This is a genomic window from Paracoccus shandongensis (assembly GCF_017315735.1).
GTDB lineage: Bacteria > Pseudomonadota > Alphaproteobacteria > Rhodobacterales > Rhodobacteraceae > Paracoccus > Paracoccus shandongensis.
Genome location: NZ_JAFLRK010000015.1, coordinates 15,287 through 39,029 on the forward strand (window position 1 = coordinate 15,287; position 23,743 = coordinate 39,029).

At 67.1% G+C, this 23,743-nt stretch carries 22 protein-coding genes; 16 read left to right on the forward strand and 6 right to left on the reverse strand.

Annotated elements, in window-relative coordinates; all coding sequences use genetic code 11:
• Positions 1-8 precede the first annotated feature (8 nt).
• Both dnaK and JX613_RS11015 read right to left on the reverse strand, forming a co-directional pair.
• Entirely contained in the window at positions 9-1,925 is a 1,917-nt protein-coding gene (dnaK, locus tag JX613_RS11010; RefSeq protein WP_207101512.1) for a molecular chaperone DnaK, read from the reverse strand.
• 166 nt (positions 1,926-2,091) lie between these two features.
• On the reverse strand, positions 2,092-2,913 hold the full coding sequence (locus JX613_RS11015; protein ID WP_207101513.1) for an ABC transporter: 822 nt from the start codon (positions 2,911-2,913) through the stop codon (positions 2,092-2,094).
• 130 nt (positions 2,914-3,043) lie between these two features.
• Between JX613_RS11015 and cysQ the strand changes: the two genes are divergently transcribed.
• The 8 genes from cysQ to JX613_RS11055 all read left to right on the forward strand — a co-directional run bounded on the left by cysQ (position 3,044) and on the right by JX613_RS11055 (position 11,957).
• Positions 3,044-3,841: a 3'(2'),5'-bisphosphate nucleotidase CysQ gene (gene cysQ, locus JX613_RS11020; RefSeq protein ID WP_207101514.1), complete on the forward strand. Its 798-nt coding sequence runs from the start codon at positions 3,044-3,046 to the stop codon at positions 3,839-3,841.
• Between the two features lies 1 nt (position 3,842).
• A complete protein-coding gene (locus JX613_RS11025) occupies positions 3,843-4,643 on the forward strand; it encodes a 3-deoxy-manno-octulosonate cytidylyltransferase (protein WP_207101515.1) in 801 nt (266 codons plus the stop codon).
• 179 nt (positions 4,644-4,822) lie between these two features.
• Positions 4,823-5,719 carry a UTP--glucose-1-phosphate uridylyltransferase gene (locus JX613_RS11030; protein ID WP_207101516.1) on the forward strand — a complete coding sequence of 299 codons (897 nt, stop codon included), beginning with the start codon at positions 4,823-4,825 and terminating at the stop codon, positions 5,717-5,719.
• Between the two features lie 4 nt (positions 5,720-5,723).
• Positions 5,724-6,710 (forward strand): UDP-glucose 4-epimerase GalE, encoded by a 987-nt coding sequence (gene galE, locus JX613_RS11035; RefSeq protein WP_207101517.1) that lies wholly within the window; start codon positions 5,724-5,726, stop codon positions 6,708-6,710.
• Positions 6,707-7,756, forward strand: a complete 1,050-nt coding sequence (locus JX613_RS11040; protein WP_336512296.1) for a glycosyltransferase family 2 protein — start codon at positions 6,707-6,709, stop codon at positions 7,754-7,756. The genes galE and JX613_RS11040 overlap by 4 nt, the downstream gene beginning before the upstream one ends.
• Positions 7,757-7,849: 93 nt before the next feature.
• Positions 7,850-8,878: a glycosyltransferase family 2 protein gene (locus JX613_RS11045; RefSeq protein ID WP_207101518.1), complete on the forward strand. Its 1,029-nt coding sequence runs from the start codon at positions 7,850-7,852 to the stop codon at positions 8,876-8,878.
• Positions 8,875-10,563, forward strand: a complete 1,689-nt coding sequence (locus JX613_RS11050; protein ID WP_336512297.1) for a DUF5927 domain-containing protein — start codon at positions 8,875-8,877, stop codon at positions 10,561-10,563. Before JX613_RS11045 ends, JX613_RS11050 begins: the two co-directional genes overlap by 4 nt.
• Positions 10,560-11,957: a hypothetical protein gene (locus JX613_RS11055; protein WP_207101519.1), complete on the forward strand. Its 1,398-nt coding sequence runs from the start codon at positions 10,560-10,562 to the stop codon at positions 11,955-11,957. Before JX613_RS11050 ends, JX613_RS11055 begins: the two co-directional genes overlap by 4 nt.
• Before the next feature lie 243 nt (positions 11,958-12,200).
• Here JX613_RS11055 and JX613_RS11060 read toward each other — a convergent pair whose 3' ends face one another.
• On the reverse strand, positions 12,201-13,589 hold the full coding sequence (locus JX613_RS11060; protein ID WP_207101520.1) for a phosphohexomutase domain-containing protein: 1,389 nt from the start codon (positions 13,587-13,589) through the stop codon (positions 12,201-12,203).
• A 139-nt stretch (positions 13,590-13,728) separates the two neighbouring features.
• Here JX613_RS11060 and JX613_RS11065 point away from each other — a divergent pair, with 139 nt between their 5' ends.
• The 6 genes from JX613_RS11065 to JX613_RS11090 all read left to right on the forward strand — a co-directional run bounded on the left by JX613_RS11065 (position 13,729) and on the right by JX613_RS11090 (position 17,961).
• Entirely contained in the window at positions 13,729-14,130 is a 402-nt protein-coding gene (locus JX613_RS11065; RefSeq protein WP_207101521.1) for a ketosteroid isomerase-related protein, read from the forward strand.
• Positions 14,127-14,711 (forward strand): GNAT family N-acetyltransferase, encoded by a 585-nt coding sequence (locus JX613_RS11070; protein ID WP_207101522.1) that lies wholly within the window; start codon positions 14,127-14,129, stop codon positions 14,709-14,711. Before JX613_RS11065 ends, JX613_RS11070 begins: the two co-directional genes overlap by 4 nt.
• Positions 14,708-15,580 carry a nitrilase-related carbon-nitrogen hydrolase gene (locus JX613_RS11075; RefSeq protein ID WP_207101523.1) on the forward strand — a complete coding sequence of 291 codons (873 nt, stop codon included), beginning with the start codon at positions 14,708-14,710 and terminating at the stop codon, positions 15,578-15,580. Before JX613_RS11070 ends, JX613_RS11075 begins: the two co-directional genes overlap by 4 nt.
• A gap of 63 nt (positions 15,581-15,643) precedes the next feature.
• On the forward strand, positions 15,644-16,066 hold the full coding sequence (gene arfB / locus JX613_RS11080; protein WP_207101524.1) for an alternative ribosome rescue aminoacyl-tRNA hydrolase ArfB: 423 nt from the start codon (positions 15,644-15,646) through the stop codon (positions 16,064-16,066).
• The gene (locus JX613_RS11085) at positions 16,063-16,515 is read left to right on the forward strand and encodes an NUDIX hydrolase (protein WP_237168509.1); all 453 of its coding nucleotides are present in this window, start codon (positions 16,063-16,065) and stop codon (positions 16,513-16,515) included. The genes arfB and JX613_RS11085 overlap by 4 nt, the downstream gene beginning before the upstream one ends.
• Before the next feature lie 9 nt (positions 16,516-16,524).
• Positions 16,525-17,961 carry an inorganic phosphate transporter gene (locus tag JX613_RS11090; protein ID WP_207101525.1) on the forward strand — a complete coding sequence of 479 codons (1,437 nt, stop codon included), beginning with the start codon at positions 16,525-16,527 and terminating at the stop codon, positions 17,959-17,961.
• On the opposite strand, the gene pncB is transcribed toward JX613_RS11090, so the two are convergent.
• Together pncB and pncA are read right to left on the reverse strand one after the other, a co-directional pair.
• Entirely contained in the window at positions 17,958-19,250 is a 1,293-nt protein-coding gene (gene pncB, locus JX613_RS11095) for a nicotinate phosphoribosyltransferase (protein WP_207101526.1), read from the reverse strand. The genes JX613_RS11090 and pncB overlap by 4 nt on opposite strands.
• Before the next feature lie 4 nt (positions 19,251-19,254).
• On the reverse strand, positions 19,255-19,851 hold the full coding sequence (gene pncA / locus JX613_RS11100; protein ID WP_207101527.1) for a bifunctional nicotinamidase/pyrazinamidase: 597 nt from the start codon (positions 19,849-19,851) through the stop codon (positions 19,255-19,257).
• A gap of 97 nt (positions 19,852-19,948) precedes the next feature.
• Here pncA and trhO point away from each other — a divergent pair, with 97 nt between their 5' ends.
• On the forward strand, positions 19,949-20,887 hold the full coding sequence (gene trhO / locus JX613_RS11105) for an oxygen-dependent tRNA uridine(34) hydroxylase TrhO (protein WP_207101528.1): 939 nt from the start codon (positions 19,949-19,951) through the stop codon (positions 20,885-20,887).
• A gap of 58 nt (positions 20,888-20,945) precedes the next feature.
• On the forward strand, positions 20,946-21,356 hold the full coding sequence (locus tag JX613_RS11110) for a YbhB/YbcL family Raf kinase inhibitor-like protein (protein WP_207101529.1): 411 nt from the start codon (positions 20,946-20,948) through the stop codon (positions 21,354-21,356).
• Between the two features lie 81 nt (positions 21,357-21,437).
• Here the strand turns inward: JX613_RS11110 and JX613_RS11115 are convergent, their stop codons facing one another.
• A complete protein-coding gene (locus JX613_RS11115; RefSeq protein ID WP_207101530.1) occupies positions 21,438-23,717 on the reverse strand; it encodes an NADP-dependent malic enzyme in 2,280 nt (759 codons plus the stop codon).
• Positions 23,718-23,743 lie beyond the last annotated feature (26 nt).

Sequence of the window (23,743 nt, forward strand, 5' to 3'; positions counted from 1 at the left end):
GGCCCGGATCAGCCGCGCTTCTTGTCTTCGCCGAGATCCTCGAAATCGGCATCCACGATGTCGTCATCGACGTTGCGCGGCTGGTCGCCATCATCGTCGCCGCCGTCCGTGGTGGTCTGCTGCGCCTTGTAGATGGCCTCGCCCAGCTTCATCGACGCATCCATCACGTTCTGGATGCCGCCGCGGATCTTGCCCGCGTCGTCCGATTTCAGCGATTCTTCCAGCGCGCCCACGGCCAGTTCGATCGCCTCGACGGTCGAGCTGTCCACCTTGTCGCCATGTTCCTCCAGCGACTTCCTGGTCGAATGGATCAGGCTTTCGGCCTGGTTGCGGGCCTCGACCAGTTCGCGGCGCTGCTTGTCGGCCTCGGCATTGGCCTCGGCGTCCTTCACCATCCGCTCGATATCCTCGTCGGTCAGGCCGCCCGAGGCCTGGATGGTGATGTTCTGGGTCTTGCCGGTGCCCTTGTCCTTGGCCGAAACCGAGACGATGCCGTTGGCGTCGATGTCGAAGGTCACCTCGATCTGCGGCAAGCCGCGCGGCGCGGGCGGGATGTCCTCCAGGTTGAACTGGCCCAGCAGCTTGTTGTCCGCGGCCATCTCGCGCTCGCCCTGGAACACCCGGATCGTCACAGCGTTCTGGTTGTCTTCCGCGGTCGAGAAGATCTGCGACTTCTTGGTCGGGATCGTGGTGTTGCGGTCGATCAGGCGGGTGAAGACGCCGCCCAGCGTCTCGATCCCCAGCGACAGAGGCGTCACGTCCAGCAGGACCACGTCCTTCACGTCGCCCTGCAGCACGCCGGCTTGGATGGCCGCGCCAAGCGCCACGACTTCATCGGGGTTCACACCCTTGTGGGGTTCCTTGCCGAAGAACTCGGTCACGGCCTCGATCACCTTGGGCATCCGGGTCATGCCGCCGACCAGGACCACCTCGTCGATGTCGGACTTGGACACGCCCGCGTCCTTGATGGCATCGGCCACCGGCTTCATGGTGCGCTTGATCAGGTCGGCAACCAGACTTTCCAGCTTGGCGCGGGTCAGCTTGATGACCAGGTGCAGCGGCGTGCCGCTGTTCTTGTCCATCGAGATGAACGGCTGGTTGATCTCGGTCTGGCTCGACGACGACAGCTCGATCTTGGCCTTCTCGGCGGCTTCCTTCAGGCGCTGAAGGGCCATCTTGTCCTTGGTCAGATCGACGCCGTGTTCCTTTTTGAACTCGTCCGCCAGATAGTTGACGATGCGCATGTCGAAGTCTTCGCCGCCCAGGAACGTGTCCCCGTTGGTCGATTTCACCTCGAACAGGCCGTCGTCGATTTCCAGGATGGTGATGTCGAAGGTGCCGCCGCCCAGGTCATAAACCGCGATGGTCTTGCTGTCCTTCTTGTCCAGACCGTAAGCCAGCGCGGCCGCGGTCGGTTCGTTGATGATGCGCAGGACTTCCAGGCCCGCGATCTTGCCCGCGTCCTTGGTCGCCTGGCGCTGCGCGTCGTTGAAATAGGCGGGCACCGTGATGACGGCCTGCGTCACCGTCTCTCCCAGATAGGATTCGGCGGTTTCCTTCATCTTCTGAAGGATCATCGCGCTGACCTGGGCGGGGGAATACTTCTCGCCCCGCACCTCGACCCAGGCGTCGCCGTTGCCGCCGTCCACGATGTTGTAGGGGACAAGCTTCTTGTCCTTTTCCACGGCCTCGTCACTGACGCGGCGGCCGATCAGGCGCTTGACGGCAAAGACGGTATTGGTGGGGTTGGTGACCGCCTGGCGCTTGGCGGGCTGGCCGACCAGGCGTTCGCCATCCGTGAAGCCCACGATGGACGGGGTGGTGCGGGCACCTTCGCTGTTCTCGATGACCTTGGGCTGGCTGCCGTCCATGATCGCGACGCAGCTGTTCGTGGTGCCGAGGTCGATGCCGATGACTTTTGACATGCTTGTTTCCTTCTTGCGGCGATTTCACTGGACTTCGGGTCCGTTTCGGCCCCCGAGGTCCGATCCCAAAAACACGTTTCCAGGTCCGGCTGCCCGGACGCTTCGGGGTGTATATAGGCATGGTTTCAACCCCCGCAAGCGCCCGATGCGGGCAATTTGCAGGCTGTCAGCCAGCCGCGTTCCAGCTGAGCGATTCGTATTTGCGGGTGGTGAAGTTGATCAGCAGGCCGATCATCATCGCGGCCAGCGAAAACCACAGCGCGTAAAGCGGATCGGTCTTCAGGGGCGTGTAGTTGATGAACACGAATCCCCGCTGCTGGTCGATGATGTGGAACAGCGGGTTCCAGAGGAACCAGGGCAGCATTGCATTCGGGATCACATTGGCCACGAACATCTTGCCGGACGCGAACATGTTGATGCGCTGATAGGCCGTGGTCACCAGCTTGGATCCGCGCGGCGACCAAGGCCTGATGCCCAGAAAGACCAGCCCCGTGCAGGCCCCCGAAAACCAGGCCAGCAGGTACATGCCCAGCGAGCCCGGCCAGTAGTCGAAATGGATGGGCGCGATGACGACATGATACAGCCCCAGGATCGCGATGCAGCTGACCGTCTGCCGATACAGCACCGCCATCGCCGCCGAGGCGATCAGGATCGCCGGGTTCAGCGGTTCGTGCTTGACCAGCCCGCCCGACACCGAATGGCTGCCCGCCACTGCGCCCGAGGCCTGGGTATGGGCCATGAACATGAAGACGCCCGACAGCAGGTACAGGATGAAGTCGCCCCGGATCGGGGAGGTGCGCACCTTGAAGAACAGAAAGAACAACATAAAGGCGGCCACGAAGATCAGCGACTGCATGATGGTCAGCAGCAGGCCCACGATGGCGTTGCGATGGTCGTTGCGCAGGTTGTAGACGGTCTGGTGATAGATCAGGCCCAGCGTCGTTCCCGCGGCCCCGATGATCGTGTCGTTCTTCCGCTGGTTGAACACGCCCGCGTTTCCCTTTCGCCTTCCGGCCCGCGGGCGCTTGCCCAAGCCGTCGGCCCCGATCATAAGGAGGTCTGCCCCCCGTCACAATCGGCAGGGTTGCGCTGAACCGGCCGTCTCGGAAGGAAACTGGATGCAATTTGAACGACTGACACTGGAAATGCGGCGCCTGGCGTTGCAGGCCGGGGCGCGCATCATGGAAATCTACGAGGCCGAGGATTTCGCCGTCCGCGCCAAGTCCGACGAATCGCCCGTCACCGCCGCGGACGAAGCCGCCGACGCGCTGATCGCCGAAGGACTGCGCGCGGCTTTCCCCGACATCCCCCTGATCACCGAGGAGCAGGCCGCCAGCCACGCCCAGACCGCGCGGACCTTCCTGATCGTCGATCCGCTGGACGGCACCAAGGAATTCGTGCAGCGGCGCGGCGATTTCACGGTCAACATCGCCTATGTCGAAGACGGCGTGCCCCTGCGCGGCGTGGTCTATGCCCCGGCCAAGGGGCGGCTGTTCTATACCACCGCCGACGGCCGCTCGGTCGAGGAGCATGGCCCCTTCGGCGACACGCCGGGCGAGACCATTCCCATCGGCGTCAACCCGATCCCCGACAACCGGGGGTTGATGGTGGTGGCCTCGAAGTCGCACCGGGACGCGGCGACCGACGACTATATCGCCCGATACGGCGTGCGCGACATGACCAGCGCCGGATCCTCGCTGAAGTTCTGCCTGGTTGCGACCGGAGAGGCGGATCTCTATCCCCGCCTTGGCCGGACGATGGAATGGGACACGGCGGCGGGCGACGCGGTCCTGCGCGGCGCGGGCGGAGAGGTCGTGCGCTTTGACGACCACACGGCCCTGGCCTATGGCAAGCCGGGCTTCGAGAACCCCTTTTTCATCGCCTTTGCCCCGGGCGTGCTGCTGGTGAAGGCCTGACATGTCCGTGCTGATCGTCATTCCCGCCCGCCATGCCTCGACCCGTTATCCGGGCAAGCCGCTGGTCGATCTTCGTGGCGCGTCCGGCCAGCCGCGCAGCCTGATCCGGCGCAGCTGGGACGCCGCCCTGGCCGTGTCGGGCGTGGACCGCGTGGTTGTCGCCACCGACGACGACCGCATCCGCGATCATGCCGAAGCCTTCGGGGCCGAGGTGGTGATGACCGCCACCACCTGCCGCAACGGCACCGAACGCTGCGCCGAGGCCGTGGCGAACCTGGGGGTCACCCCTGACATCGTGGTGAACCTGCAGGGCGACGCGCCCCTGACGCCGGCCTGGTTCGTCGAGGATCTGGTGGCGGGCCTGCGCGCCGACCCTGCCTCGGACGTGGCGACGCCCGTGTTGCGCTGCACCGGGCGGATGCGCGCGGATCTGATCGCTGACCGCCATGCGGGCCGCGTCGGCGGGACCACGGCGGTTTTCGGCCATGACCGGCAGGCGCTCTATTTCTCCAAGGAAGTGATCCCCTTCGCGGCGGGCGACATCGGTCCCGACGCGCCAAGCCCGGTCTTCCACCATGTCGGCGTCTATGCCTATCGCCCTGCGGCCCTGGCCGAATACGCCACCTGGGACGAGGGCCCGCTGGAGTGCCTGGAAGGGCTGGAGCAGCTGCGGTTCCTGGAACGCGGCCGCCGGATCCTCTGCGTCGAGGTCGAGGCGCATGGCCGCCAGTTCTGGGAACTGAACAACCCCGAGGATGTCCCCCGCCTGGAGGCCATGATGAAGGACATGGGCCTGGATTGAAGCGCCTTGTGATTCGGGCGCATTTGGGGAAAATCGCCTTTGGTCTTCATGATTGCCTGGGCGTCAAATTGCCGACGCCGCTGTGATTCGGCTTGCAGAATGAAACATTTGCGGGTGACTTGGCGTTATGCTCCGTTCAGCCTATGGCTGCCGCAAGGATCGAACAAAGGTGTCAATTCATGACTCGTAAGGTAACCAAGGCCATCTTCCCCGTAGCTGGTCTGGGCACGCGCTTTCTTCCCGCCACGAAAAGCATCCCGAAAGAGATCATGACGCTGGTGGACCGGCCGCTGATCCAGTACGCCATCGACGAGGCGCGGGCCGCGGGCATCACCGAGTTCATCTTTGTCACCTCGCGCGGCAAGGGCGCGCTGGAAGATTACTTCGACCACGCGCATGAACTGGAAAGCAGCCTCAAGAAGTCGGGCAAGACCGACCTGCTGGAAACCCTGCGCGGCACCAACATGGAATCGGGCGCCATCGCCTATATCCGCCAGCACAAGGCGCTTGGCCTGGGCCACGCGGTCTGGTGCGCGCGCCGGCTGCTGACCGATGACGAGCCCTTCGCGGTGGTGCTGACCGACGACGTGATCATGGGCGATCCGCCCTGCCTGCAGCAGATGATCGAGGCCTATGGCGAGACCGGCGGCAGCATGGTCGCCACCATGGAAGTGTCGCCCGAGAAGGCCTCGGCCTATGGCGTCCTTGACGTGGCCGAGGACATGGGCGCCATCGTCAAGGCGCGCGGCATGGTCGAAAAGCCCCCGCTGGGCACCGCGCCGTCGAACCTGGCGGTGATCGGCCGCTATATCCTGGCGCCGACCGTCATGCAGAACCTGAACAAGCTGAAGGCCGGGTCGGGCGGGGAAATCCAGCTGACCGACGCCATCGCCGACGAGATCGAGGCCGGGCGCGGCGTTTATGGCCTGCGCTTCCGCGGCCAGCGCTTCGACTGCGGGTCGAAGGCGGGCTTCCTGCAGGCGACCGTGGCCTTTGGCCTGGAACGCGACGAGCTGAAGGAAGAATTCGCCGAATACCTGCACGACATCATGTCCCTGCGCCGGGCGGCCGAATAAGCATATGCCGCAGACAGTTCTGGTGACCGGGGGTGCGGGCTATATCGGCTCGCACGCCTGCAAGGCATTGGCGGCGGCGGGCTATGTGCCGGTGACGCTGGACAATCTTTCGACCGGTTGGCGCGACGCGGTGAAGTTCGGCCCCCTGGTGCAGGCCGACCTGCTGGACCGTGCGGCGCTGGACGCGGCCTTTGCCGAACATCGTCCGCTGGCCGTCCTGCATTTCGCGGCGCTGAGCCAGGTGGGCGAGGCCATGGCCGAGCCGGGGAAATACTGGCGCAACAACGTCACCGGATCGCTGAACCTGATCGAGGCGGCCATCCATGCGGGCTGCCTGGATTTCGTCTTCAGTTCGACCTGCGCGACCTATGGCGACCGCGACGGCGAGGTTCTGGACGAGGACACGCCGCAGGCGCCGCTCAACGCCTATGGCGCCTCCAAGCGCGCGATCGAGGACATGCTGGTTGATTTCGGCGCCTCGCACGGGCTGCGCTCGGTCATCTTCCGTTACTTCAACGTGGCGGGCGCCGACCCTGACGGCGAGGTGGGCGAGCATCACCGCCCCGAGACGCATCTGATCCCGCTGATCCTGGACGCGGTGGATGGCAAGCGCGCCGCGCTGACCGTGCATGGGACTGATTATCCCACCCCCGACGGTACCTGCATCCGCGACTATGTCCATGTGATGGATCTGGTGGATGCCCATGTGAAGGGGCTGGAATGGCTGCGCGCGGGGCAGGGCAGCCGTGTCTTCTGCCTGGGCACGGGATCGGGCTTTTCCGTGCGAGAGGTCGTGGACGCCACCCGCCATGTCACCAACCGGCCCGTGCCGATGGTCGATGGTCCGCGCCGGGGCGGGGATGCGGTCAAGCTCGTCTGCGGCAGCACGCGGGCCAAGGCGGAGCTGGGCTGGCAGCCGCAGCGGTCCACCATGCCGCAGATGATCGCGGATGCCTGGCGCTGGCACCAGAACGGCGTCTATCAGGCGTGACGCGCCCAAGCCCGACCGCGATGCGCCGGGCGTGGTCGGCCTGGCGCCAGCGGTGGAAGCGGCGCAAGCTGCTGTGGCGCTGCATCCGCGCGGCCCGTGACCTGACGCCGCTGGCCTGCCGCACGGCGGCGATCCGGCCCGGGGACATCCTGGCCTTTGCCACCGTCCGCAACGAGATGCGGCGCCTGCCTCAGTTCCTGGATCATTACCGCCGCCTGGGCGTGCGGCATTTCCTGGTCGTGGACAATGCCAGCACCGACGGCACCGACGCCTTCCTGCACGGCCAGCCGGACGTGTCGCTGTGGCGGGCTGCGGGGGGATACCGGGCCTCCCGCTTCGGAATGGACTGGCTGGGGGCGCTGCTGATCCGCCACGGCCACGGCCATTGGTGCGTGACCGCCGATGCGGATGAATTGCTGATCTATCCCGATTGGGACCGCCGCCCGCTGCCGGATCTGGTGGCCCATCTGGAGGCCGCGGGCCGTCCCGCCATGGGCGCGATGATGCTGGATCTTTATCCGCGCGGCCCCCTGGACCGGGCCGAGGCCGGGCCAGGGGCCCCGCTGACCGAACAACTGCCCTGGTTCGACCCCGCCCCCTATCGCTGCGCGGTCGTTCCCCCCAAGCGCAACCGCATCCTGCGGGGCGGGGTGCGCGAGCGGGTGTTCTTTCCCGACGCGCCCGAACGCGGCCCCACGCTGAACAAGCTGCCGCTGGTGCGCTGGAACCGGCGGTATGTTTACGTCAACTCGACCCATTCCCTGCTGCCGCCGCGCCTCAACGACGAATATGACGGCCCCGGCGACCCGCGCCTGTCGGGCATCCTGCTGCACAGCAAGTTCCTGCCCGACAGCGCCGCCCGCGCGGCCGAGGAACTGCACCGCAGTCAGCATTTCATCGACCCCCGGCCCTATCGCCCTTATCACCAGGCCATCACGCAGGCCCCGGTCCTGTGGCACGAGGGCTCGGTCCGGTATCGCGACTGGCGGCAGTTGCTGGACCTGGGGCTGATGGGCGCGGGGGATTGGCTTGCGACCAGAGGTTGACGGCCCTCGGGCGGTCTTGCCAAATACGGGCGGCCTTGGCATTGCAGGCATCATGGCAAACGAACGATGCGGTTCAGACAGGCAAGGATGGCAATGCCGGGACTAGGCGCGCATCCGATCATGAAGCGGCTGCGCCGCCGCGTGGAACGCCAGCGCCTGATCGGGCGGGCGATCCGGCGCAGGCGGGCACTGCGGCCCCTGTCGGACCGCACCCGGCAGATCGCGCCGGGCGACATCCTGTGCCTTGTCACCCTGCGCGACGAACGCATCCGGCTGCCCTGGTTCCTGGATTATTACCGGGCCCTGGGCGTGCAGCATTTCCTGATGGTGGACAATGCCAGCACGGATGGCAGCGCGGATTACCTGCGCGCGCAGCCCGACGTGTCCCTGTGGTGGTCCGAGGGCAGCTACAAGGGCGCGCGCTTCGGCATGGACTGGATCAACTGGCTGCTGTTGCGCCATGGCCGGGGGCACTGGTGCCTGACGGTCGATCCCGACGAATTCCTGGTTTATCCCCATTGCGACCGGCGTCCGCTGGCGGCGCTGACCAGCTGGCTGGATGCCTCGGGGCGGCGGTCCTTTCCGGCCATGCTTCTGGACATGTATCCCAAAGGCCCGGTCGAGGATGCGATCTGCGCCGAAGGCGAGGATCCCTTCCGCGTCGCCCGCTGGTTCGACCCCGCCAACTACACGATCCAGAAGAACCCCCGTTACGGCAACCTGTGGATCCAGGGCGGCCCCCGGACGCGGGCCTTCTTTGCCCAGGATCCGCTGTCCGGGCCCGCGCTGAACAAGATCCCGCTGGTCAAGTGGCACTGGCGTTACGCCTATGTCAGTTCCACCCACATGCTGCTGCCGCGCGGGCTGAACCTGGTCTATGACGAGGACGGGGGCGAGCAGGTTTCGGGCTGTCTTCTGCACGCCAAGTTCCTGTCGAGTTTCGCGACCAAGTCGGCCGAGGAGCTGGACCGCCGCCAGCATTACGGCAACAGCCAGGAATACCGCGCCTATCACGCGGGCCTGCATCGCGGCGTGCAGCTGTGGTGCAGCGAATCGCGCGAATACGAGGGCTGGCGGCAGCTGGAGGATCTGGGCCTGATCTCTCGCGGGAACTGGGCGTGACGGCGGCGGTGCGCCTTGGCGTGGTGCTGCTGTGCCACGGGGATCTGGGCATGGTGGCGCGGCTGGCGCGCATCTGGACCGATGGCGGGGCGCGGGTGGCGATCCATGTCGATGCCAAGGTGGGCGCCGCGCGCCTGGCCGGGCTGCGCGAGGCGCTGAAGGATTGCGACCGCATCGTCTTCACCAAGCGCCACCGCTGTTCCTGGGGCCGCTTCAGCCTGGTGCGCGCCACCCAGGACGCGGCAACGGAGCTGCTGGCGCGCTTTCCCGACACGACCCATGTTTATCTCGCCTCGGGGTCCTGCCTGCCCTTGCGGCCGGTCCGTGACCTGGTCGCCTATCTGGGGGCCGATCCCGACCGCGACCATATCGAAAGCGTCAGCAGCCATGATGTCGGCTGGACCGTGGGCGGGCTGAACGAGGAACGCTTCACGCTGTTCTTTCCCTTCGACTGGAAGAAGCACCGCTGGCTGTTCGACCGCTTCGTGGCCTGGCAGCGGCGATGGGGCATCCGGCGGCGGATGCCCGGGGGGCTGTCCCCGCATCTGGGGTCGCAATGGTGGTGCCTGACGGCCAGGACCCTGCGCGCGATCCTGGAGGATCCGCGTCGGGCCGAGTTCGACCGCTTCTTCCGCCTGGTCTGGATCCCCGACGAAAGCTATTTCCAGACCCTGGTGCGGCGCCATTCGACCCGCATCGAAAGCTGGTCGCTGACCATGGCCAAGTTCGACCACATGGGCCGGCCCTATCTGCTTTACGACGACCATATCCCGATGCTGGCCGAATCGCGCTGCTTCGTGGCCCGCAAGGTCTGGCCCGGCGCATCCCGGCTGGTGTCGCATTTCCCGCTGCCCGCTGACGGCCCCCCGCAGGTCGATCCGCCGCAGCCCGCGCGGATTTCGCGCGTCATCAACCAGACCGTGCGCCGCCGGGTGCTGGGGCGGCCGGGGCTTTACATGCAAAGCCGCTTTCCCCGCAAGGACGCGGAAAACGGCAAGACCTCGGCCCCCTATGCGGTGATCCAGGGACCGGGCGACATCTTCCACGGGTTCGAGGACTGGCTGCGCCGGCACCTTGCCTGCGATGTCCACGGCCACCTGCTGGGCCCCGAGGGGGCCGAGTTCGCGGGCCGTCCGCATGTCGGGCCGGGGGCGATCTCGTCCCATCCCCAGGTGCGCGACCGCGACCCGCAGGGCTTCCTGACATCGCTGATCCGCATCACCGACCGGATGCAGGTGTTCCAGTTCAGCCCGCGCGACAACCAGGCGCTGAACTGGTTCATGGCGACCGATCCCAACGCCCATATGCTGGTCGTCACCGGCGCCTGGAAGCTGCCGCTTCTGCATTCCGGGATGCCCTTCGACGACGTGCGCCGTGCCTTCGCGCAGCTGCAACGGATCGAGCTTGAGCATCTGGAGGTGCTGAACTCGGTCTGGGTGCGCGCCCGGCTGCATCAGCACGACCTGGGCGAGTTCCTGATGAATCCCAAGGCGATCCTGCGGGACTTCATGCTGCAGATCGACCCCCATTCCCCGCCCGTGACCGCCTGGCCCGCGATGCGCGACCTGACCGGGCTGGACGGGATGCTGCGGCGGTTGCGCAATTCGGGCCTGCGCCCACGCCTGACAGGCGAGGATCTGCCCCCCATCGAACTTCTGACCCATGAAAGGGCGGCCGCAGAATGAACCAGGCTTTCCGCAGCTTCGTGATCTTTGCCGAGATGCGCACCGGGTCGAACCTCCTGGAGGCGACGCTGAACGCCGTCAAGGGCGTCACCTGCTTCGGCGAGGCCTTCAACCCCTACATGATGGGCTGGCCCGACAAGGACGAGATGCTGGGGGTGACGCGCGCCGAACGCGAGGCCGACCCCCTGCCGCTGCTGGCCAGGCTGACCGACAGGCCGGGGCATCTGCCGGGGTTCCGCTATTTCCACGACCACGACCCCCGCGTGCTGGAACCCATCATCCAGGACCGGGCCTGCGCCAAGATCATCCTGACGCGCAACGCGCTGGACAGCTATGTCTCGACCCGGCTGGCCTGGGAAACGAACCAGTGGAAGCTGAACGAGTCGGAAACCCCGATCCCCGCGCGCATCACCTATGACGGGGCCGAGTTCCGCCAGATGCAGGCCGCGGCCGATGAATTCCGGCGCGGGGTGATCAGCCGCTTGCAGGTGACGGGGCAGGCGGCCTTCTGGCTGGATTACGACGACCTGCGCGACGCGGACGTGATGACCGGCCTGCTGCACTGGCTGGGCCGCCCCGACCTGGAGCGGGTGGAGCCCGGCCGCGACCAGGTGCCCCAGAACCCGCAGGAACTGGCGCGGAAGGTCGCGAATTTCGCGGCCATGCAGGACGACCTGCGGGACATGGACCCCTTCCAGATCCATCGCGTGCCGGTGTTCGAGCCCCGGCGCGGGCCCGCCGTGCCCGGCTTTGTCGCGGCGGATGCGGGCCGGGGGCTGCTGTTCATGCCGGTGAAAGGTGGCCCCGAGGGGGCGATCCGGGACTGGCTGTCAGGCCTTGGCGCGTTGGAAACCGGCTTTACCCAATCGACCCTGCGCCAGTGGAAGCGCGCGCGCCCCGGCCATCGCAGCTTCGCCGTGCTGCGCCATCCCCTGCTGCGGGCATGGGACGCCTTCGGCCACCTGCTGGCGCGCGGCAATCCCGAACAGCGCGAGGTGCTGCGCCGCCTGCACCGCGTGGCCCTGCCGCCCGAGGACGGGCTGGCCGACCTGGCGGGCGACCGGCGCATGGCCGTTTTCGCGGATTTCCTGGCTTTCCTGCGCCGCAACCTGAACGGCCAGACCTCGCTGCCGACCCATCCGCTGTGGGCCAGCCAGACTGAGGTCCTGTCGGGCTTCGCCCGCTTCGCCGTGCCCGACATGCTGGTGCGCGAGGACCGCCTAGCCGAGGATCTGGGCCATCTGGCCCGGGCGGCGGGGGTGGCGGATGCTGGTCTGGACAAGGTGGCGGCGGCCCCCGTGCCGGACGCCCTGCGCGATCCGAAACTGGCCGAGGCCGCCCAGGCGGCCTATCTGCGCGACTATGTGACCTTCGGGTTCGACTTGATGCCCTAGGTCTTGGGATGCCGCCGACCGGGCGGGATCAGGAAATGCGACGAGCATTTCCCCGCCCGCCGTGCGACGGCGCCATCAGATACGGTGCAACCCCGCGACCACATCAGGCCAGCGCCCGACCCGAGGGGGGCGTGTAAGCGCCCGCCTGGGGGCGGGGCGGGCGCTGGCCGGGCCTTTGAGGCCCGGCGGTGCGGGTGGATATGTCGCGACATGGCGACGGCGATGGCCGTCGCCAGTCAGACCTCAGCCCTGCAACAGCGCCGCCAGCTCCGCCTGCTTTTCCTTGACCAAACCCGCGTCCCCGTCGGCTTCCAGGTTCAGGCGCACCACGGGTTCCGTGTTCGACTTGCGCAGGTTGAACCGCCAGTTGCCGAAATCCAGCGACACGCCGTCCAGGTCGTCGCGGCCCTGCGCCTGCGGCTCATACTTCTCGATCAGCCGCGCGATGGCCGCATCGGGGTCGTCGATGTGATAGTTCGTCTCGCCCGAGGAGGGATAAAGCCGCATCCGCTCCTCCAGCAGTTCGGCCAGGGTCTTGCCCTTCCGGGACAGCAGTTCCACCATCAACAGCCAGGGGATCATGCCGCTGTCGCAATAATAGAAGTCGCGGAAATAATGATGCGCCGACATCTCTCCGCCATAGATCGCGCCCACGTCGCGCATCTTGCGCTTGATGAAGGCGTGGCCGGTCTTGCTGACCACCGCCTCGCCGCCCGCTTCCGCGATCATGGCGCGGGTGTTCATGATGACGCGGGGGTCGTGGACGATCTTCTCGCCCGGGGATTTTTCCAGGAAGGCCGCGCCCAGCAGGCCCACGATGTATTCGCCGGGAATGAAGCGGCCGTTTTCGTCGAAAAAGAAGCAGCGGTCGAAATCGCCGTCCCAGGCCACGCCCAAGTCAGCATCCTCGGCCTTGACCTTTTCCACCGTGACCGGCTGGTTTTCCGGCAGCAGCGGGTTCGGGATGCCGTTGGGGAAACTGGAATCGACATCATGGTGCATCCGCACGAAGGTCAGCGGCGCGCCGCGACGCTCCAGTTCCGCCGCGATGGCGTCAAAGGTCGGGCCTGCCGTGCCGTTCCCGGCGTTCACCACGATCTTCATGGGCTTCAGCACAGAGACGTCCACGAAATCCGCCATGGCACGCGCGTAATCCGCCCGCGCATGGCTGAAGTCGGTGACGATGCCCTTGGCCGCGGGCGCGAAGCGGCCCGCCGTCGCCAGTTCCACGATGGGCGGCAGCTCGGTCGCCGGATCCAGCGGGGCGGACCCCCGGCCCACGATCTTCATGCCGTTGTAGTTGATCGGGTTGTGGGACGCCGTGACCTCGATCCCGCCGTCGGTGTCGTGGAAGCCCGTGTGGAAATACACCTCCTCGGTCCCGGCCAGGCCCAGGTCCAGAACGTCGGCGCCGCCATCCGTCAGCCCGTCGATCAGCGCGGCGGCAAGCTCGGGCGAGGTTTCGCGGCTGTCGCGGCCCACCACCACGCGCTTGGCCCCGCGGGCTTGGGCGAATGCGCGGCCGATGCGATAGGCCACGTCCGCGTCCAGGTTCTTGCCCAACTCGCCCCGAACGTCATAGGCTTTGAAACAGGTGATCTCTCGGGGGCCAAGGTTGCTGCGGTCGGTCATGGGCGCGGATCCTTTATGCGCAAGAGGTTGGGTCAATCGCTAGCAGCTTGGCCCGGAAGTTCAAGCGATTGGTCCCTTCGGACCACATGACGCCGGGCACGCGCCGCGATACAGGATGGCAAACGCACGGAAGGGCAAAATGGACACGAAATCCCTGATCGCCGCTTATTACGAGGCCTTCAACGCGGGCCGCACCGACGACATGCTGGCCCTGCTGCATGACGATGTGGAACACCACGTCAACGAAGGCGGCATCCGCCGGGGCAAGGCGCTGTTTGCGGACTTCAACGCGCACATGACCGCCAGCTACAAGGAAACGCTGACTGACATGGTGATCTTCGCCAATGAATCGGGCGACCGCGCGGCGGCGGAATTCGTGGTCAACGGCACCTACCTGAAGACCGACGAGGGCCTGCCCGAGGCCAGGGGCCAGACCTATCGCCTGCCCGCAGGCAGCTTCTTCACCATCCGCGAGGGCCAGATCGCGCGCGTGACGACCTATTACAACCTGGCCGACTGGATGCGGCAGGTCAGCCAATGAGTGTCACGACGCGCGTCCTGACCGGAGAGGCGCTGGCCGCCGCGCTGGAAGATGTCGCGCGTCTGCGCATCCGCGTGTTCCGGGATTTTCCCTATCTTTATGACGGGGATGCCGATTACGAACGCGATTACCTGCGCGCCTATCAGTCGCCCGGTGCGGTGGTCGTGGCGGCGATGGATGGCAGCCGGGTCGTGGGGGCCGCCACCGGCGCGCCCATGGCCGACCACGCCGCCGATTTCGCGGCGGCCTTCGCGGACCGGCCGGAACCCCTGGACCAGATCTTCTACTGCGCCGAATCGGTGCTGCTGCGCGATTATCGCGGCCAGGGCATCGGCCACGCCTTTTTCGATGCGCGCGAAGCCCATGCCCGCGCCCTGGGCCTGACCTTCAGCGCCTTTTGCAGCGTGATCCGGCCCCCCGATCACCCGGCCCGGCCCGCCGATTACCGCCCGCTGGACGATTTCTGGCGCAAGCGCGGATACGCGCCGCTGCCGGGCGTCATCGCGCATTTCTCGTGGAAGGATCTGGGCGATTCTGCCGAGACCGAAAAACCCCTGCAATTCTGGATGCGCCCCCTGTGAGGATCGCCGCCGCCGCCTATCCCATCGACTGGTTCGACAGCATGGCCGATTACGAGGCCAAGCTGACCGCTTGGGTGACCGAGGCCGATGGCGCCGACCTGCTGGTCTTTCCCGAATACGGCGCGATGGAGCTTGCCTCGCTGGGCGGGCGCGCCGTGGCGGGCGATCTGGAAGCGTCGCTGCACGAGGTCGCGCGGCACTGGCCGCAGGTCCAGGCGCTGCACCGGCGGCTGGCGGCAGCGCATGGGTGCCACATCCTCGGCGCCTCGGGTCCGGTGTTCGACGGCCCGCGCCCGGTCAACCGCGCGCTCCTCTATGGCCCGGACGGCATCATCGGCCATCAGGACAAGCAGATCATGACCCGGTTCGAGCGCGAGGATTGGGACGTGACCGGCAACCCCGGTCTGCGGGTCTTCGACACAAGCCTGGGCCGGATCGGCGTCCTGATCTGCTATGACAGCGAATTTCCCCTGCTGGGACGCGTGCTGGCCCAGGCGGGGGTGGAATTGCTGCTGGTGCCAAGCTGCACGGATACGGTGGCGGGCTTCAACCGCGTGCGCATCGGCGCGATGGCGCGCGCGCTGGAAAGCCAGTGCGTCGTGGTGCAGGCCCCCACGGTCGGGGCCTGCGACTGGATGCCCGCGCTGGACGAAAACCGGGGCCGGGCGGCGGTCTATGGCCCGCCCGACGGGTTCTGGCCGGAAACCGGGATCATCGCCGAAGGCCCCATGGACCGGCCCGGCTGGGTTTTCGCGGATGTCGATCTGTCCCGCGTGGCCCGAAGCCGCCAGGAAGGCGCGGTCCTGCCCCATGCCCATTGGCCGGAAAGCGACGGCATCGGGCTGACGCGGACGGAAACCTTTTCTTGACCATTCCGTTCTATGACTCATCGGCGCTGTTCGCGGCGTCTTTTCGTGCCATAGTCCGCGGCCATGCTGCATATCAACAACACCATCGCGATCGAGGAGTGGGAGCTGACCGAACAGTTCACCAGATCCCAAGGGCCGGGCGGGCAGAACGTCAACAAGGTCGAAACCGCGGTCGAACTGCGGTTCGAAGCCGCGCGGTCCCCGAACCTGCCTGACGCCGTCAAGCGCCGCCTGGAACGGCTGGCGGGGCGGCGCTGGACGCGCGACGGCGCGGTGGTGATCCTGTCGCAGGAAACCCGCAGCCAGGCCCGCAACCGGGAAATCGCCCGCGAACGGTTGGCCGACCTGATCAACCGCGCCGCCGAACCCGTCAAGCGCCGGGTCGCGACCAAGCCCACCTGGGGCAGCCAGCAGCGCCGCCTCAAGGCCAAGGCCACCCGGGGCGAGGTCAAGGCCCTGCGCGGCCGGGTGGAGGATGGCGAATGAAGCCCTGGGGCCAGTCGCTGCGCCTGCTGCTGGGCTGGCGCCCCGCCGCCATGCAGGTCGGCGCGATCTGCCGCCGCCCGCAAAACGGCGATGTGCTGCTGATCACCAGCCGGGGCACGGGACGCTGGGTCATCCCCAAGGGCTGGCCGATGGAGGGCAAGACCCTGCCCGGCGCCGCCGCCACCGAGGCCTGGGAGGAGGCGGGCGTTGAGGGCCATGTCCACGAGGCCGAGATCGGCCGTTACCGCTATGACAAGGAACAGGACCGGGGCTGGTCCGTCCCGGTCGAGGTGCGCGTCTTCCTGATGGATGCGGGCCAGATCCGCCCCGACTTCCCCGAGGCCGGGCAGCGCAAGCGGCGCTGGTTTTCGCCGCAGGAGGCGGCGCAACTGGTGGTTGAGCCCGGCTTGAAGAAGATCCTGCTTGCATTGCCGAAGGCGTCCGGCTGACATGCGGGCATGACCCGTCCCGACCGCGACTATCGCACACTCGACAAGGATCTGGGGCGGATCACCATTGTCGAATCCGCGCAGTTCCATGCCGTCCGCCCCGTGTTGCGGCTGGGCGCGGGCATCCTGCTGGCGGTGTCGCTGATCTTCCTGGCCCTGGGCGTCACCGGCCAGCAGCCCGGCCTGATCGCGGTCAGCGCGGGCTTCATCGTGGCGGGCTGGCTGGGCCTGTCCATCGGGGCGAACGACATCGCGAACGCGTTGGGCCCTGCGGTGGGCGCAGGGGCCATCGCCATCGGGCCCGGGCTTGCGCTGGTGGGGCTGGCGGAAATCGCGGGCGCGGCCGTGGCGGGCCATGCCGTCACCCATCGCCTGGCCGAGGGGATCGTGGACATCGCCGTCCTGACCGGGGCGGCGGGGCAGATCGTCATGCTGGCCGCGCTGGTCGCGGCGGCGGGCTGGATCACGATCGCCACGGGGGCGAACCTGCCGGTCTCGACCTCGCATTCCATCGTGGGGGCGATTGCCGGTGCGGGGCTGGCGGCGGCGGGGTCGGCGGCCGTGTCCTGGGGGGGCATCGCCGCCATGGCCCTGGCCTGGATGCTGACGCCCCTGGCGGCGGCCGTCCTGGCCGGTGGGCTGCTGGCGCTGCTGCGGCTCAGGGTGGCCGAGGCGGCGGATCGCGGCCAAGCCGCCCGCGCCTGGCTGCCGCCGCTGATAGGGGCCATGGCCGGGCTGTTTGTCGCCTATATCGCGGCCCTGCTGCCCGCGCTGTCGCTGCGCCTGCCCCTTGCCCTGCTGCCCGGCGCGGTCGCGGGGCTGGCCGTGGCAGGGCTGATGCGCTGCCGCGTCAGCCGGCTGCTGGCCGAGACCGGGGACGACAAGCCGGGGATGAAGCGCCTGTTGCGCCAGCCCCTGCTGTTTGCCGCCGTGATGATGGCATTCGCCCATGGCGCGGGCGATGCGGGCAATGTCGCGGGGCCGCTGCTGGTGATCCTGACCCCCGACCACCACGGTCCGCTGCCCGTGCCGCTGCTGCTGCTGGCGGTGGCGGGCACGGCCATCGCGCTTGGCGCGGTGCTGTTCGGCCGCCGCCTGGTCGGCATGGTGGGCGAGGGGATCACCCGCCTGAACCCCGCCCGCGCCTTCTGCATCACCCTGGCCACCGCGATGATCGTGCTGGCCGCCTCTGCCTGGGGATTGCCGGTGTCATCGACCCATGTGGCGGTGGGGGGCGTCTTCGGCGTGGGCTTCGTACGCGAATGGCTGGACCGCCGCGCCGACCGCCAGCGGGCCGCCCTGCCGGTCGAGGAACGCCGCCGCCGCCAGCTGATCCGCCGCAGCCATGTGGCGACCATCACCGCCGCCTGGGTGGTCACGGTTCCGGTCACGGCGCTTCTGGGCGGGTTGTGCTGCCTGGCGATGCTGTGGCTGGCGGGTGTCTAGACCACCACCTCCAGCCGCGGTTGCTGACCCGCCCCGAAGACGCGGCGATAGCGCGCGATCTCCTCGGCCGGGCCGGTGGCCTTGGCGGGGTTGTCCGACAGCTTGACGGTGGGACGGCCATTGGCCGAGACCGCCTTGCAGACCAGGCTGAAGGGCGCCAGCCCGTCCCCCGAGACCAGCCCCCGGAAATCGTTGGTCAGAAGCGTGCCCCAGCCGAAGCTGACCTTGACGCGGCCATGAAACTGGTGGTGCAGTTCGACAATCTTGGCGACATCCAGCCCGTCCGAGAAGATCACCAGCTTCTTGCGCGGATCCTCGCCCCGATCCCGCCACCAGCGGATCGCGGTTTCGGCCCCTTGGGCGGGGTCGCCGCTGTCGATGCGGATGCCGGTCCAGCCCGCCAGCCAGTCGGGCGCGCCCGCCAGGAAACCCTCGGTCCCGTAGGTGTCGGGCAGGATCATGCGCAGGTTGCCGTCATGTTCCTCGTGCCAGTCGGCCAGAACCTCATAGGGGGCGCGGCGCAACTCCTCGTCGGTGTCGGCAAGCGCGGCATAGACCATGGGCAGTTCATGGGCATTGGTGCCGATGGCCTCGATGTCGCGGCGCATGGCGATCAGGCAGTTCGAGGTGCCGGTGAAACGCTCGCCCAAGCCCTCGATCATGGCCTGCACGGCCCAGTCCTGCCACAGGAAGCTGTGGCGGCGGCGGGTGCCGAAATCGGCGATGCGCAGGTCGGGCAGGCCGCGCAGGGTTTCGATCTTTTCCCAAAGCCGCGTCATGGCGCGGGCGTAAAGCACCTGCAATTCAAACCGGCCCAGGGTTTCCAGCACGGCGCGGGACCGCAGTTCCATCAGGATCGCCAGGGCGGGAATTTCCCACAGCATCACCTCGGGCCATTTGCCCTCGAAGGTCAGCTCGTACTGGCCGTCGCGCTTTTCCAGCTGATAGGGGGGCAGGCGCAGGTTTTCCAGGAACTCCATGAAGTCGGGGCGGAACATCTGGCGCTTGCCGTAGAAGGTGTTGCCGCGCAGCCAGGTGGATTCGCCGCGCGTCAGCCGCAACCCGCGCACATGGTCCAGCTGTTCGCGCAGCTCGCCCTCGTCGATCAGGTCGGCCAGGCGGATGGATCTGGTGCGGTTGATCAGGCTGAAGCGGACGATGGTGTCGGGCCGGTTGCGGAAGATCGACTGGCACATCAACAGCTTGTAGAAGTCCGTGTCGATCAGCGACCGCACGATCGGGTCGATCTTCCATTTGTGGTTATAAACGCGGGTGGCGATGTCAACCATCGGCTTACTCCAGTCTGACGCCAGCCGCAGCCATCTCGGCGCGGGCGCGGTCGCGGCTGCCGTCCAGGTCGATGGCGCGGGTCGCATCCTCGATCACGGTGGCGCAAAAGCCCAGGCGGGCGGCGTCAACCGCGCTCCAGGCGACGCAGAAATCATGGGCGAGGCCCACGAAGAACAGATCCGACAGCCCCCGGTCGCGCAGGTATCCGGCAAGGCCGGTGGGGGTTTGGCGGTCGTTTTCAAAGAAGGCGGAATAGCTGTCGATCCCCGCCCGGAACCCCTTGCGGATCACCAGGTCGGCGCGGTTCAGGTCCAGGCCGGGGTGGAACTCCGCGCCCTGGGTGCCGATCACGCAATGGGTGGGCCACAGCACCTGCGGGCCATAGGGCATGTCGGTCAGGCTGAAGGGATCCGCGCCCGGGTGGGTGGCGGCGAAGCTGGCGTGGTCCGCCGGGTGCCAGTCCTGCGTCAGCACCACCGCGTCGTAATCACCCATCAGCGCGTTTATGGGACCGACGATCTCGTCCCCGCCCGCCACGGCCAGGGCGCCGCCGGGGCAGAAATCGACCTGCATGTCGATGACGATCAATGCGCGTGCCATCCGCCCTCCGTGATTGTGACAATGCCTAGGAACTGATGGCCCCCGGGTCAATGGTCCTGTCTTGAAAGCGCGGGCATTGCTGGCTATGGGCCGATCCATGCCCATCGTCGCCGCGCTGTATCATTTCACCCGTTTCCCCGATCCCGCCGCCCTGAAGGACCCGCTGGCAAAGGTTGCCTGCGCCCATGGAGTGCGCGGCACGCTGCTGCTGGCGGCGGAAGGCATCAACGGCACCATCGCCGGCACGCGCGAGGGGATCGACGCGGTGCTGGCCCATATCCGCGCCCTGCCGGGCTGCGAAACGCTGGCGTGGAAGGAAAGCACGGCGGGGGCGATGCCCTTCGGCAAGATGAAGGTGCGCCTGAAACGAGAGATCGTGACCATGGGCCAGCCCGATGTCGATCCGACGGCCTCGGTCGGCCATTACGTGGAACCTGCCGACTGGAACGCCCTGATCAGCGCGCCCGATGTGGCGGTGATCGACACCCGCAACGATTACGAAGTGGATATCGGCACCTTCGCGGGCGCCGTCGATCCGGGCACGCGGTCCTTCCGCGACTTTCCCGCCTGGTGGCAGGCCAATGCGGACCGCTTCGCGGGCAAGCGCATCGCCATGTTCTGCACCGGCGGCATCCGCTGCGAGAAATCGACGAACTGGCTGCTGTCGCAGGGGGTGGATCAGGTCTTCCACCTTAAGGGCGGGATCCTGAAATATCTTGAGGAGGTGCCCCAGGCCGACAGCTTGTGGCAGGGCGAATGCTTCGTCTTCGACGGCCGCGTCAGCCTGACCCACGGCTTGCGGCAAGGCCGCCACGGGCTATGCCACGCCTGCCGCCGCCCCCTGGCCCCCGAGGACCGCGAAAGGCCGGAATACGAGGAAGGCGTGAGTTGCCACCGCTGCGTGGGCGAATACGACGAGGCTGACCGGGCACGGTTCCGCGAACGCCAGCGGCAGGTCGCGCGGGGCGAGTTGTTTGCGGATGGTATGGAAAATCCTGCACATTTTTCTTCAAAGCGGAACAGTGCATTTTCTTGATCCGAACAGAAGGCCATGCATATTTCAGCAAATCTATCCTTGGAGAAGCATTGAAAGAATGAGAATGCGCTTGGCAACGGCTGCCCTTTTTTCCGCGGCATGCATGACGGCACCGGCTTTCGGATCCGAATTCCAGATCGAGTTTTCCTGGGACGGATTGGCAAGTTGCACGACCGGAAACCCCAAGACGGTGGCCAGTCCGGCTTTTGCGGTCAAAGGCCTTCCGGCTGGCACCCAGGTTGTCGAATTCAAGCTGACGGATCTTGATGCCCGGTCCTACAGGCACGGCGGAGGAGCCGTTGGGATCAGCACCGATGGGACGGTCCCGCCGGGTGTCTTCAAGTACAAGAGCCCGTGCCCTCCCAATGGCAGCCATACTTACGTCTGGACCGCAACGGCCAAGGATCAGCCAGGTCGAAAAGGGAAGGTGCTGGGCACCGCTCAAGCGTCCCGGCAATATCCCGAGTGATTTTCAGGAACCGGATCGGAAGGAAGCCCGCCCCTTCGGCAGGACGCGGGCTTCCTTCCGGTTTTCTGAACGCCGCGTCCCTTACCGCCCCGTCCCCAACCCGCCTGCCGAAATCGCCGCCATGTTCAGGATGTCGTTCACCGTCGAGGTGGTGGAACAGATCTGGATCGGCTGCGGCACGCCGGTCAGGATCGGGCCGATCACCGTGGCGCCCGCCATTTCCTGCATCAGCTTCACGCTGATGGATGCCGAATGGCGCGCGGGCACGACCAGGACGTTGGCAGGCCCGGTCAACCGGCTGAAGGGATAGCGCGCGGCTGATTCCATGTTCAGCGCCACGTCCACGGTCATCTCGCCCTCGTATTCGAAATCGACGCCGCGCCGGTCCAGGACCTTGGGCGCCTCGGCCATCTTGATGGCGCGTTCGCTGACCGGATAACCGAAGTTCGAGAAGGAGAGGAAGGCCACGCGGGGTTCCAGCCCCAGGCCGCGCGCCACGGCGGCGCCCCGGGTGGCGATGTCGGCCAGATCCTCGGCCTCGGGCCATTCATGGACCAGCGTGTCGCCGATCAGCACGATCCGGCCCTTGTGCAGCACGGCGGTGATGCCCACCGCCCCGTCCTGCGGGCGCAGGTCGAAGACATGGCCCAGTTGCGCCAGGACCGGGGCGTTCTTGCGGGTCGCGCCCGTCACCAACCCGTCGCCATGCCCATGCGCCAGCATCAGCGCGGCAAAGACATGGCGGTCGCGGTTGGCCAGCTTGTGCGCATCCTCGCGGTCCACGCCCTTGCGTTGCAGGCGGGCGTAGAGGAATTCGTGATAGGCATCCAGGTGCCGGGAATTGGCAGCGTTCACCACCGTCAGTTCGCGCACGGCGTCGGCAAGCCCCGCCGCCTCCAGCTTTTCCTTCACATCGGCCTCGCGCCCCACGACCAGGGCCTGGCCCATGCCGCCGCGCTGCCAGGCCACGGCCGCGCGCAGCACGCGGGGGTCGTCGCCTTCGGCGAAGATCATGCGGGCCTGGCTTTGGCGGGCGCGGGCGTGGATGCCCTGCAGGATCGCGGCGGTCGGATCCATGCGGTTCTTCAGCGACTGGACGTAACCCTCCATGTCGATGATCGGGCGGCGGGCGGCGCCGGTGTCCATGCCCGCACGCGCCACCGCAGGCGGGATGACATGGATCAGGCGCGGATCAAAAGGCGTCGGGATGATGTAGTCGCGCCCGAACTGCAGCTTGCGGCCATAGGCCACGGCGACCTCGTCCGGGACATCCTCGCGCGCCAGCTTGGCCAGGGCCTCGGCGCAGGCGATCTTCATCTCGTCGTTGATGGCGCGGGCGTGGATGTCCAGCGCGCCGCGGAACAGATAGGGAAAGCCCAGGACGTTGTTCACCTGGTTCGGGTAATCGCTGCGCCCGGTGGCGACGATCGCGTCGGGGCGGACGGCATGGGCATCCTCGGGCGTGATCTCGGGGTCGGGGTTGGCCATGGCGAAGATCACCGGGTTGTCGGCCATGCTTTCGACCATCGCCTGCGTGACCGCGCCCTTGGCCGACACGCCCAGGAACACGTCGGCGCCCTTCATCGCATCCTCCAGCGTGCGGGCATCCGTCACGACGGCATGGGCCGATTTCCACTGGTTCATCCCCTCGGTCCGGCCCTGGTAGATGACGCCCTTGGTATCGGCCATGATGCAGTTTTCATGCCGCGCGCCCATGGATTTCAGCAGTTCCAGACAGGCGATCCCGGCGGCACCCGCGCCATTGAGGACGATCTTCACGTCCTCGATCCGCTTGCCCGACAGTTCCAGCGCATTGAGCAGCCCCGCCGCGCAGATCACCGCCGTGCCGTGCTGGTCGTCGTGAAAGACGGGGATGTCCATCAATTCCTTCAGGCGCTGCTCGATGATGAAGCATTCGGGCGCCTTGATGTCTTCCAGGTTGATGCCGCCGAAGGTCGGGCCCATCAGGCGCACGGCGTTGATGAATTCGTCCGCGTCCTCGGTGTCCAGCTCGATGTCGATGGCATTCACGTCGGCGAAGCGCTTGAACAGCACCGCCTTGCCCTCCATCACCGGCTTGGACGCCAAGGCGCCCAGGTTCCCCATCCCCAGGATGGCCGTGCCGTTGGAGATCACGGCGACCATGTTGCCCTTGGTGGTGTAATCATAGGCCGTCTCGGGCCGGTCGGCGATGGCCTGGACGGGAACGGCAACCCCCGGCGAATAGGCCAGCGACAGGTCGCGCTGCGTGGCCATGGGGGTGGATGCCACCACGTCGAATTTCCCCGGTCGCGGCTCCATGTGATAGGCGAGGGCCTCCTCGGGGGTGATGCGGGCGCTGCGGGGGGTCTTGTCGGCCATGGTGCTTCTCCGGGACTGGTGGTCCC

What these genes read in the sequence shown, in the direction of transcription:
- dnaK (WP_207101512.1), bottom strand. Translation starts at nt 1,925, where the DNA reads ATGTCAAAAGTCATCGGCATCGACCTCGGCACCACGAACAGCTGCGTC.
- cysQ (WP_207101514.1), top strand. Translation starts at nt 3,044, where the DNA reads ATGCAATTTGAACGACTGACACTGGAAATGCGGCGCCTGGCGTTGCAG.
- JX613_RS11025 (WP_207101515.1), top strand. Translation starts at nt 3,843, where the DNA reads ATGTCCGTGCTGATCGTCATTCCCGCCCGCCATGCCTCGACCCGTTAT.
- JX613_RS11030 (WP_207101516.1), top strand. Translation starts at nt 4,823, where the DNA reads ATGACTCGTAAGGTAACCAAGGCCATCTTCCCCGTAGCTGGTCTGGGC.
- galE (WP_207101517.1), top strand. Translation starts at nt 5,724, where the DNA reads ATGCCGCAGACAGTTCTGGTGACCGGGGGTGCGGGCTATATCGGCTCG.
- JX613_RS11045 (WP_207101518.1), top strand. Translation starts at nt 7,850, where the DNA reads ATGCCGGGACTAGGCGCGCATCCGATCATGAAGCGGCTGCGCCGCCGC.
- JX613_RS11055 (WP_207101519.1), top strand. Translation starts at nt 10,560, where the DNA reads ATGAACCAGGCTTTCCGCAGCTTCGTGATCTTTGCCGAGATGCGCACC.
- JX613_RS11060 (WP_207101520.1), bottom strand. Translation starts at nt 13,589, where the DNA reads ATGACCGACCGCAGCAACCTTGGCCCCCGAGAGATCACCTGTTTCAAA.
- JX613_RS11065 (WP_207101521.1), top strand. Translation starts at nt 13,729, where the DNA reads ATGGACACGAAATCCCTGATCGCCGCTTATTACGAGGCCTTCAACGCG.
- JX613_RS11070 (WP_207101522.1), top strand. Translation starts at nt 14,127, where the DNA reads ATGAGTGTCACGACGCGCGTCCTGACCGGAGAGGCGCTGGCCGCCGCG.
- arfB (WP_207101524.1), top strand. Translation starts at nt 15,644, where the DNA reads ATGCTGCATATCAACAACACCATCGCGATCGAGGAGTGGGAGCTGACC.
- JX613_RS11085 (WP_237168509.1), top strand. Translation starts at nt 16,063, where the DNA reads ATGAAGCCCTGGGGCCAGTCGCTGCGCCTGCTGCTGGGCTGGCGCCCC.
- JX613_RS11090 (WP_207101525.1), top strand. Translation starts at nt 16,525, where the DNA reads ATGACCCGTCCCGACCGCGACTATCGCACACTCGACAAGGATCTGGGG.
- pncB (WP_207101526.1), bottom strand. Translation starts at nt 19,250, where the DNA reads ATGGTTGACATCGCCACCCGCGTTTATAACCACAAATGGAAGATCGAC.
- pncA (WP_207101527.1), bottom strand. Translation starts at nt 19,851, where the DNA reads ATGGCACGCGCATTGATCGTCATCGACATGCAGGTCGATTTCTGCCCC.
- trhO (WP_207101528.1), top strand. Translation starts at nt 19,949, where the DNA reads ATGCCCATCGTCGCCGCGCTGTATCATTTCACCCGTTTCCCCGATCCC.
- JX613_RS11110 (WP_207101529.1), top strand. Translation starts at nt 20,946, where the DNA reads ATGAGAATGCGCTTGGCAACGGCTGCCCTTTTTTCCGCGGCATGCATG.
- JX613_RS11115 (WP_207101530.1), bottom strand. Translation starts at nt 23,717, where the DNA reads ATGGCCGACAAGACCCCCCGCAGCGCCCGCATCACCCCCGAGGAGGCC.